Annotated in this window: 6 protein-coding genes; 4 read left to right on the top strand and 2 right to left on the bottom strand. The window is 71.9% G+C overall.

Annotated elements, in window-relative coordinates; genetic code table 11:
• The first annotated feature begins 21 nt into the window (after window positions 1-21).
• The 3 genes from VFZ20_RS11065 to VFZ20_RS11055 all read left to right on the top strand — a co-directional run bounded on the left by VFZ20_RS11065 (window position 22) and on the right by VFZ20_RS11055 (window position 6,126).
• The gene (locus tag VFZ20_RS11065; protein ID WP_349264084.1) at window positions 22-2,493 is read left to right on the top strand and encodes a prolyl oligopeptidase family serine peptidase; all 2,472 of its coding nucleotides are present in this window, start codon (window positions 22-24) and stop codon (window positions 2,491-2,493) included.
• A 566-nt stretch (window positions 2,494-3,059) separates the two neighbouring features.
• Window positions 3,060-5,144, top strand: a complete 2,085-nt coding sequence (locus VFZ20_RS11060; RefSeq protein WP_329683934.1) for a putative bifunctional diguanylate cyclase/phosphodiesterase — start codon at window positions 3,060-3,062, stop codon at window positions 5,142-5,144.
• A gap of 211 nt (window positions 5,145-5,355) precedes the next feature.
• The gene (locus VFZ20_RS11055; protein ID WP_329683933.1) at window positions 5,356-6,126 is read left to right on the top strand and encodes a DUF4344 domain-containing metallopeptidase; all 771 of its coding nucleotides are present in this window, start codon (window positions 5,356-5,358) and stop codon (window positions 6,124-6,126) included.
• Window positions 6,127-6,413: 287 nt separating this feature from the next.
• On the opposite strand, the gene VFZ20_RS11050 is transcribed toward VFZ20_RS11055, so the two are convergent.
• Together VFZ20_RS11050 and VFZ20_RS11045 are read right to left on the bottom strand one after the other, a co-directional pair.
• Complete coding sequence (locus tag VFZ20_RS11050; RefSeq protein WP_329683932.1) at window positions 6,414-7,184, bottom strand: DUF1499 domain-containing protein; 771 nt, start codon at window positions 7,182-7,184, stop codon at window positions 6,414-6,416.
• Window positions 7,184-7,930 (bottom strand): TVP38/TMEM64 family protein, encoded by a 747-nt coding sequence (locus VFZ20_RS11045; protein WP_329683931.1) that lies wholly within the window; start codon window positions 7,928-7,930, stop codon window positions 7,184-7,186. The genes VFZ20_RS11050 and VFZ20_RS11045 overlap by 1 nt, the downstream gene beginning before the upstream one ends.
• Before the next feature lie 314 nt (window positions 7,931-8,244).
• On the opposite strand from VFZ20_RS11045, the gene VFZ20_RS11040 reads away from it, so the two are divergent.
• Window positions 8,245-8,769 carry a molybdenum cofactor biosynthesis protein B gene (locus VFZ20_RS11040; RefSeq protein ID WP_329683930.1) on the top strand — a complete coding sequence of 175 codons (525 nt, stop codon included), beginning with the start codon at window positions 8,245-8,247 and terminating at the stop codon, window positions 8,767-8,769.
• The last annotated feature ends 104 nt before the right edge of the window (window positions 8,770-8,873 follow it).

The following is an 8,873-nucleotide window of genomic DNA, read 5'->3' as shown; positions in this document are numbered from 1 at the left end:
ACCCTCTCCCCCGAACACGCCATGCAAGCAACCCGCATCCGACGGTCGGGCGCGCTCCTGGCCGTCCTGGCGCTGGCCGGCCCCCCGGCCGTCGCGGCCCAGGGCGGCTACCTGAGCCCGCCGGACCCCATCCCCGCCATCGTCACGGCGCAGCCCACGCCCGGCGTGCTGGTGGGCCGCGACCGGCAGACGCTGGCCCTGCTCACCCGCGAGGGGCTGCCCACCATCGCCGAGATGGCGGAGCCGGAGCTGCGCCTGGCCGGGTTCCGCATCAGCCCGCGCACCAACGGCATCAGCGCCACGCGCGCGGCGTACAGCAACGGCATCACCTTCCAGAACCTGTCCACGGGCGCCACCCGGCCCGTGCAGCTCCCGGCGGGCGCCCGCGTGTCCGGCACGCAGTGGTCGCCCGACGGGCAGCGGCTGGCGTTCGTGAACGCCACGCAGACCGGGCTGGAGCTGTGGGTGGCCGACGTTGCCACGGGCCAGGCGCGCCGCGTGATGGGCGCCGAGCTCAACGGCACCATCGGCACGCCGTACCGCTGGCTGCCGGACGGCTCGGGCTTCGTCGTGCTGCGCATCCCGCAGAACCGCGGCGCGGCCCCGCGCCCGTCCGAGGTGCCCACGGGCCCCACCATCCAGGAGAACGCGGGGCGCACGGCGCCGGCGCGCACCTACCAGGACCTGCTGCAGAACGCGGGCGACGAAGCCCTGTTCGACTACTACTTCACGTCGCAGATCACCCGCGTGCCCCTGCAGGGCCAACCGGTGGCGCTGGGGCAGCCGGGGATCTTCTTTGGCTACGAGCCGTCGCCCAACGGCCAGTACCTGCTGGTGACGCGCATCAAGAAGCCGTACAGCTACGTGGTGCCGGCCTCCAACTTCCCGGAGGAGACCACGGTGATCGACGCGCGCACGGGCGCCGTCGTCAAGCAGGTCGCCGACATCCCGCTGACGGACAACCTGCCGCCGTCGTTCGACGCGGTGTACGAGGGGCCGCGCTCCGTGCAGTGGCGCAGCGACGCGCCCGCCACGCTGGCCTGGACCGAGGCGCAGGACGGCGGCGACCCCCGCCGCCAGGCCGCCGTGCGCGACCGCGTCTTCATGCTCAGCGCGCCGTTCACGGCCCAGCCCACGAAGCTCATCGACCTGGAGCACCGCTTCGACGGCATCTGGTGGGGCCGCGGCGACCTGGCCATCGTGAGCTCGCAGTGGTGGAACACGCGCCGCGAGAAGCGCTTCGTCGTCAACCCGTCCGCCCCGGGGGCCGAGCCGCGCCTGCTGAGCGACCGCAGCTACGAGGACCGCTACGGCGACCCGGGCACACCCCTGTTCACCGTGACGCCCACGGGCCACTCGGTGATGAAGTTCACGGGCGACGGCCGCGGCATCTTCATGACGGCCGTGGGCGCGTCGGAGCGGGGCAACTACCCGTTCCTGGACGTGATGGACGTCGCCAGCGGGCAGAGCCGCCGCCTGTGGCGCGCCGAGGACCCGTTCTACGAGACGGTGGTGACGGTGCTGGACGACAACGGCGCCCGCGTGCTCACCCGCCGCGAGACCATCACCGATCCGCCCAACTACTTCGTCCGCGCGCTGCCGGGCGGCGAGGCGCGGGCCGTGACCAACTTCCCCGATCCGGCCCCGCAGCTGGCGGGCGTGCAGCGGCAGCTCATCACCTACACGCGCAACGACGGCGTGCGGCTGAGCGGCACGCTGTACCTGCCGCCGGGCTACGACGCCGGGCGCGACGGCCCCCTGCCCCTGCTGATGTGGGCGTATCCCACGGAGTTCCGCGACGCGGCGGCGGCGGGGCAGATCACGGACTCGCCCAACCGGTTCACGCGGCCGGGCGGCATCTCGCACCTGTTCGTGCTGCTGGCGGGCTACGCCGTGCTGGACAACCCGACGATGCCCATCGTGGGCGAGGGCGACGTGGAGCCCAACGACACGTACGTGGAGCAGCTGGTGGCCAGCGCGCAGGCGGCCGTGGACAAGGTGGTGGAGATGGGCGTGGCCAGCCGCGACCGCATTGCCGTGGGCGGCCACTCGTACGGCGCGTTCATGACGGCCAACCTGCTGGCGCACAGCGACCTGTTCCGCGCGGGCATCGCCCGCAGCGGCGCGTACAACCGCACGCTCACGCCGTTCGGGTTCCAGGCGGAGCAGCGCACGTACTGGGAGGCCACGGACACGTACACGCGGATGAGCCCGTTCACCTACGCCAACAAGGTGAACGAGCCCATCCTGCTCATCCACGGCGCCAACGACGACAACAGCGGCACCTTTCCCATCCAGAGCGAGCGCTTTTACGCGGCGCTCAAGGGGCACGGCGCCACGGTGCGCTACGTGGTGCTGCCGCTGGAGGCCCACGGCTACCGCGCGCGGGAGAGCACGCTGCACACGCTGGCGGAGATGATCAACTGGCTGGACCGCTACGTGAAGAACGCGCCCCCGCGCGAGGCGACGCCCGCCGCGCCGGCCACGCGGTAGGGAAGTGCGTGAGTGCGTGAGTGCGTGAGTGCGTGAGTGCGGGAGTTGATCCCGGCCGCATTCGACTGATGGAGAGCGGGGCGGACTGGGAGATCCAGTCCGCCCCGTCTTTTGTGCGCATGGGCCGGCGTCCGGACGGAGCGACTAAAGTCGCCGCAACCACTGCGGAAAGCCTCGCAAACTACGCGAGGCTTCAACTGACCGGAAGTCGCTCCGCTGCACGTGTCCCGGCCCTTTCTGGGGCAGTCCGCGCAGGCGGACTCCGCGACTTTCCAGCGGCGAATTCATTCGCTCCGGACGGCGCGATGCCCGCACAGATGGGAGCAGGCGCGGATTGATCCGGGTGCAGATAACTCGATATTCCCTCACCCCGTCCCGATCCGCAGACGAAACCGGAACGTGTATCCCCGGCGGCCCCAACGGGACGCGCGGTTTCGCGGCAGGGGGCGGAGTGCTATTGTTTCAGCAGCCGGCGATCGCCCGGTCGTTCCTCCGTAGAATTCGGAATCTCCCGCGCACGGCCGTCCCCGATCCGGGGCGCTGGCCGCGCGCCCGCAGGCCATCCGATGTCCTATTCGCTGTTCCCTCCCGCCGACGAGGCGCTCACCGCCGAGCCCGGCTCCGCCATGGCCCGGGCCCGCGACGCGCTGCGGGAAAGCGAGGCGTACTTTCGCTCCCTCGTGGAGAACGCCCGCGACGTCATCCACGTCATCAACGCCGACCGCACCACGCGCTACATCACGCCCTCCATCCAGCGCCTGCTGGGCTGGGACCCGGAGGAGCTCATTGGCCGCAGCGTGATGGAGTTCCTGCACCCCGACGACGTGGGACGCGTGATGGACGCCCTGCGCGCCACCCGCGGCCAGCCCGGCGCGGGGCTGCCCATCGAGGTGCGCGTGCGGCACCGCGACGGCGAGTGGCGCATCTTCGAGGGCATTGGCCGCAACCTCATCGACGATCCCGTCGTCCGCGGCGTGGTGGTCAACTCGCGCGACGTCACCGACCGCCGCCGCCGCGACGACCAGATCCGCCGCCTGGCCGCCATCCCCCAGGAAAGCCCCAACCCCATCCTGGAGTGCGACCTGCGCGGCCGCCCCATCTACCTGAACCCCGCCGCCGAGCGCCTGCTGCTGGAGCTGCGCGTGGACGAGCCGCTGGGCCTGCTGCCCGCGGACCACGCGGCCATCGTGCAGGGGTGCGTGGGCGCCGGCACGGGCGCGCGCGGGGTAGAGGCGGCCGTGGGCTCGCGCGTGTTCTCGTGGACGTACCACCCGCACCCCGCCCTGGGCGCCGTGCACGTCTTTGGCGAGGAGGTAACGGAGCGCAAGCGGGTGGAGGACCGGCTGCTGCACCACGCCCTGCACGACCCCCTCACGGGGCTGCCCAACCGGCACCTGTTCATGGAGCGCCTGGGCCGGGCCCTGCACGGCTTTCAGGGCGACGAGGCGCGCCTGTTCGCCGTCCTCTTCCTGGACCTGGACCGCTTCAAGGTCGTCAACGACTCGCTGGGCCACCACGTGGGCGACGAGCTGCTGCAGGTGATCGCCGAGCGGCTGCGGGCCAGCGTGCGCGCCTCCGACACCGTGGCGCGCTTTGGCGGCGACGAGTTCGCCGTGCTGCTGGAGGAGCTGGAGGACGCGGACGAGGCGCAGCGCATCGCCGGGCGGCTGGGGCAGGCCGTGGCCTCGCCCGTGAACCTGGGGGGATACGAGGTGTTCACGACGGCCAGCATCGGCATCGCGCTGTGCGGGGCGGGGACGGACCGGCCCGAGTACCTGCTGCGCAACGCCGACGTGGCCATGTACCGCGCCAAGGGCAGCGGCGCCAGCCGGTACGAGGTGTTCGACCGGGCCATGCACGCGCAGGCCATGGCGCGCCTGCAGCTGGAGACGGACCTGCGCCGCGCGCTCACCCGCGGCGAGTTCCGGCTGCGCTACCAGCCCATCATCTCCCTCAAGACGGGGCGCATCGCGGGGGTGGAGGCGCTCATCCGCTGGGTGCACCCGGACCGCGGCCTCACCTCGCCGGGCGAGTTCATCCCCGTGGCCGAGGAGACGGGGCTCATCCTGCCCCTGGGCGCGTGGGTGCTGGCCGAGGCGTGCCGGCAGCTGGCCGCGTGGCGCGGCGAGTTCGAGCACGCGCGCATCGCCCTGAGCGTGAACCTGAGCGCCAAGCAGTTTGGCCAGGCGGACCTGGTGGAGCGCATCCGCGACGCGCTGGACGAGAGCGGGCTGGATCCGCGGCACCTCAAGCTGGAGATCACCGAGAGCGCCGTCATCGACAACCCCGGCAGCGCGGGCGCCATGCTGGCGCAGCTCAAGGAGCTGGGGATCGAGGTGCAGATGGACGACTTTGGCACGGGGTACTCGTCGCTCAGCTCGCTGCACTCGCTGCCGCTGGACGGGCTCAAGATCGACCGCAGCTTCGTGAGCCGCATGCCCGGGAACCACGCCACGCGGCAGATGGTGCGCACCATCGCGCTGCTGGCCCGCGGGCTGGACCTGGCCGTGATCGCCGAGGGGGTGGAGACGGCGGACCAGCTGGAGGACGTGCGCGCCATGGGATGCGACTACGCGCAGGGCTACCTCATCGCCCCGCCCCTGGAGCCCGAGGGCATGCGCGCCTTCCTGGCCGAGAACCCGCAGTGGTGAGCGGATGCGGATCGGACGGCCGAGCGGGGGCTTGACGCGGATCGGATACGGCGGCGGATGCGGATCGGGGGACGGTGGCGGTCCGGACGGGTGCGCCGGTCCGGGCCGCCCGCCGGCGGATCGCGTTCGTTGACCGGGCGCCGGGGAACCGTATCTTTCTCCCCGTCAATGTTCCGTCCCTTTCCGTACGTGCTCTTTCTCTCCCGGATCGATGAAACGGATGGTGAACCGCGGCTGCCTGGGGCTGGCCGCGCTGCTGCTGCTCGCCGCCGCGGTGCCCGCGCAAGGCCAGGCGCGGACGGGTTGGCGCGTGGAATACGACGAGGCGCAGGGCTCGGAATCGGTGCACATCCGCCAGTTCCTGGAGCAGAGCAACGCGCTGGATGCCACCGCGCGGTGGATGAGCTACTGGGTGAGCCTGCCCCGCCCCCTGACGCTCCGTACCATGGAGTGCGCCACCTCCGAAGTGCGCTGGGTGCCGGAAGAGGCCACGCTGCAGGTGTGCTACCGCATGCTGGTGCGCCTGTCCGGGCTGCTGCTGGTGGAGGACAGCACCCGGGCGGCGTGGGCGCCGGCGCTCAACTACGTGCTGCTGCACGGGATGGCGCACGCCATGGTGGACGAGATGAACCTGCCGGCGCCCAACGGCGAGGAGCGCGCCGTGGACGAGCTCATGGCCCTGATGTTGGTCCCGGCAGGCGGCGAGCGGGGAAGCTGGGTGCTGAACGGGATGCGGACGCTGCAGCGCGCCGATGCCCGGTGGAGCGAGTGGGAGCACGCGCGCACGCACCAGCTTACGCCCGAGCGGGTGGAGACGGTGGCGTGCCTGGCGTACGGCGCCAATCCGCCGGTCTTTCCCGAGTACCGCAGGCACGGGCTGATCCCGGCGGCGCGCGCGGGCGGCTGCGCGGCCGCGTACCAGCGCGTGGCAAACGGTCTGGGCCGCCGCCTGGAGCCGCGGATGCGCGACCGTCAGCCGTAGCGCCCGACCGCATCGGCGGAGTACGACGAACCCCTCCGCGCGATTCGCGCGGAGGGGTTTCGCATGGCGGCCCGTCGAGCGGGAGCCCGGAGGGTGCGGGGCCCGGTTCTCCTCTCTCCGCCAGGAACGAGCGGGGAAAGGCCGGGAGAGGGGCGGGCCGCTTTCGGCGCGGATCAGCCGAATGCCGCGCCGCAGTTCTCCCTTCCCCCACGCCGGTTGTGGGGGCAAGGGCCGGGGATGGGGGACGCTCCGCGATCCGCGAAGTCTTTCCTTCCCGCCCGAACCCGCTACTGCGTGTCCGTGATGGGATTGGGATCGGCGGCGCGGAGGGCGTCCATGTACGCGCGGATGCGCTTGGCGTTGGCGCCCACGTCGCCGCGGCCCACGCGGCTCTTGGAGCGCACGTCCACGCGCGAGATCCCCGACGCGGACGACACGCGGATCACCACGTCGTCCTTGAAGCCGAACCAGGGCGTGGTAGCCGTGGCCTCGATGCGCCCCTCACGGCGGTTCTGGTCCACCAGCTCCCATCCCATCCCCCGCGCCGTGCGCAGCGCGAGGGAAAAGGCGGAGTCCACCGGCATCGCCATCATCATGGGGCGGATGTCGGGATACGCCTGCTGCTGCTGCGCGGCGATGCTGTCGCCCAGGTACTCCACGGGATTGGGCGCGTCCTGCCGCAGGGGCGCGACGGCCACGAACACGGGTGGGTTGCGCGTGTCGGTGGTGATGTCGTGGATGGGCGGGTACTGCATGGCGCCGCGCCGCGCGTTCCACGGCATGAACCAGGCGACCGCGGCCATCACCAGCGCCACGGCCGCGATCACCCGGCCGCGCCCCCGCGTGAGCGCCAGCGCCACGAGCGACAGCACGGCAGCCGCGATGCCGGCGTAGGCGGCGTACCGCATCAGCTGAAATCCCGTGCGGAAGTCCCACATGCCGAAGCGGGTGCCGGGGCCGCTCAGGAACAGCATCAGCAGGGCGATGATGGCCACGGCCAGCGCGGCCAGGGCCAGCGGCGTGCGGCGCGGGGCGCGCTCCACGGAGATGTCGGCCATCAGCGGTTCCTGGGGGTGCGGAGCTTCTTGAGGACGATGGGCACCAGGCTGCTGGCGCCCAGCAGGGCCAGGGCCAGCAGCGTCTGCGTGCCCACAAGGTCGCGCGGCGAGTCGATGCGCGCCAGCGACTCGCCCACGTTGGCGAAGACGAAGGTGCCGGGGAGGATGCCGATGAGCGTCGCCACGAAGAACGTCCGCGCGGAGACGGGGGTGAACGCCGGCACCAGGTTCATCAGCCAGAAGGGAAAGACGGGCACCAGGCGCGTGAAAAGGATGTAGTTGAACGCATCTTCCTCGAACCCTTTGGCCATGCGCTGCAGCATGGGCCCCATCCGCCGCCGGGCCGCGTCGGCAAAGAGGTAGCGGGCGCTCAGAAAGGCCAGCGTGGCGCCCACGGACGCGGCCAGCACCACGATGCCCGTCCCCACCCACCGGCCGAAGAGGAAGCCCACGGCGAACGTCATGACGATGCCCATGGGAAAGCTGAGCGCCGTGGCCACCGTGTAGATGACGATGACGCCGATGAGCACCGTGGTGTAGTGCTGGTGCGTGTAGTCCAGCAGCTGCTGGCGGTGGGACTTGAGCGCCTCGAAGTCAAAGTGCCCGCCCCACACCAGCCCCGCCACGACGGCACCGATGATGACGGCGGCCAGCAGGGGCTTTTTCCAGTCACGGCGCCGCCCGTCCGGGGCCGGGTCCGGCTCCAGCGCGTACGGGTCGATGGGGCCGCCGTGCAGGTCCGTCACGCCGCGCCGCCGTGCGAACGGGCAAACGCGGACGCGGACGCGCCGAACGCCCGGGCGATGGGCATCCGGGTCCGTCCTCTTGCGGTGGCGTGCGGAAACGCGTTCATAAAGCGCGGGGGCCGGGGCGGCGGGCGCGGTCATGCGGATGGGTGTGCGCGCAATCTAACGCCGACGCCACACGGCGAAAGCCCGGCGGGCGAACATCCGGCGGATGGCGGCTTTCGCGCGGGCTGGCTTCGTGCAGGTCCGCCGGCGATTCTGGTCCTCGGCGGACGCGCGGCCGAGGACGACAACCGGGATTCGGGAGGATGGGGATGACGTCGGAGAGCAGCGAGCGGCACCACCGGGCGGCGGAGCGCGAGACCCACGGGCCGCTGGGGATCGCGATCGTCACCGTGAGCGATTCGCGGTCGGAGGAGACGGACACCAACGGGCAGTGGCTGCGCGAGGCCATCACGCGCGCGGGCCACACGGTCGCGGGCTACCGCGTCATCCGGGACGAGCCGGACGAGGTGGAGGCGGCGCTGCACGCCATGTCGTTCGGCGCGCCGCGCATCGTCATCTTCAACGGGGGCACGGGCATCGCGCCGCGCGACACCACGTACGACGTGCTGGTGCGGCACCTGGAGAAACCGATCCCGGGGTTCGGCGAGCTGTTCCGCATGCTGAGCTGGGAGCAGGTGGGCGCGGCGGCCATGCTGTCGCGCGCCACGGCGGGCGTGTACCGGCGCCGCGTGGTGTTTTCCGTCCCCGGCTCGCCCGCGGCCGTGCGGCTGGCCTGGGAGCGGCTGATCGAGCCCGAGCTCAAGCACCTCACGTGGCTCGTCCGCCCGGAGTAAGGGGCGGAGTGACGGAGGGGGAGATTCGCGGCGTTGCGGATTCGGTGCGTGTCGCGGAGTCCGCGCGGGGCGCCCCCTCCGGGCTCGCGGAGCTCGCCCACCTC

The organism is Longimicrobium sp. (assembly GCF_036280135.1).
In the GTDB taxonomy this organism is placed as follows: domain Bacteria; phylum Gemmatimonadota; class Gemmatimonadetes; order Longimicrobiales; family Longimicrobiaceae; genus Longimicrobium.
Note: the sequence above shows the minus strand (reverse complement) of the source record. Positions and strands in the feature narration are given on the sequence as shown.